Origin of the sequence: Leisingera sp. XS_AS12, assembly GCF_041224635.1 — a bacterium.
Lineage (GTDB): Bacteria > Pseudomonadota > Alphaproteobacteria > Rhodobacterales > Rhodobacteraceae > Leisingera.
On the sequence record NZ_JBGFGM010000089.1, the window covers coordinates 1 to 410 of the forward strand.

At 67.3% G+C, this 410-nt stretch carries 1 pseudogene; it reads right to left on the reverse strand.

What is annotated here, in order from left to right:
• Positions 1 to 410: pseudogene (locus AB9K35_RS09510) on the reverse strand (IS110 family transposase); the annotation flags it as partial.

The following is a 410-nucleotide window of genomic DNA, read 5'->3' on the forward strand; positions in this document are numbered from 1 at the left end:
CGTAGCTTTTCTCCGCTTGCTCAGCGATCTTGGCTTCCTGGTGGCGCAGCTCCTTCACATTGTAGGCATAGCCTGCACCACGCCGATTACCCTTTTTCTGCGGCTGCCCGGCCGCCAGTTCCATGGCGCGGCGCTTGTGGGCCACCAGGCTGGGCCGGGCCCAGCGATAGTCTTCGTTTTTGGTCAGCATGTGCCAGCAAAGGGCCGCAAGCTTGCGCGCCACCGCGACGGCGGCGATCTGATGTCCGCGCCGCGCGCGGATGCGGATGAAGAAGGCGCGTAACGGACCCGGCGCTTTCGCCGCGGCCCAGGCCGCCTCGACCAGCATGGCGCTGGCATGGCTGCGGCCGACCTTGCTGATCCGGCCATGGTGGGCGGGTCCCAGACTGGATTGGCGGACGCGCGGGTTC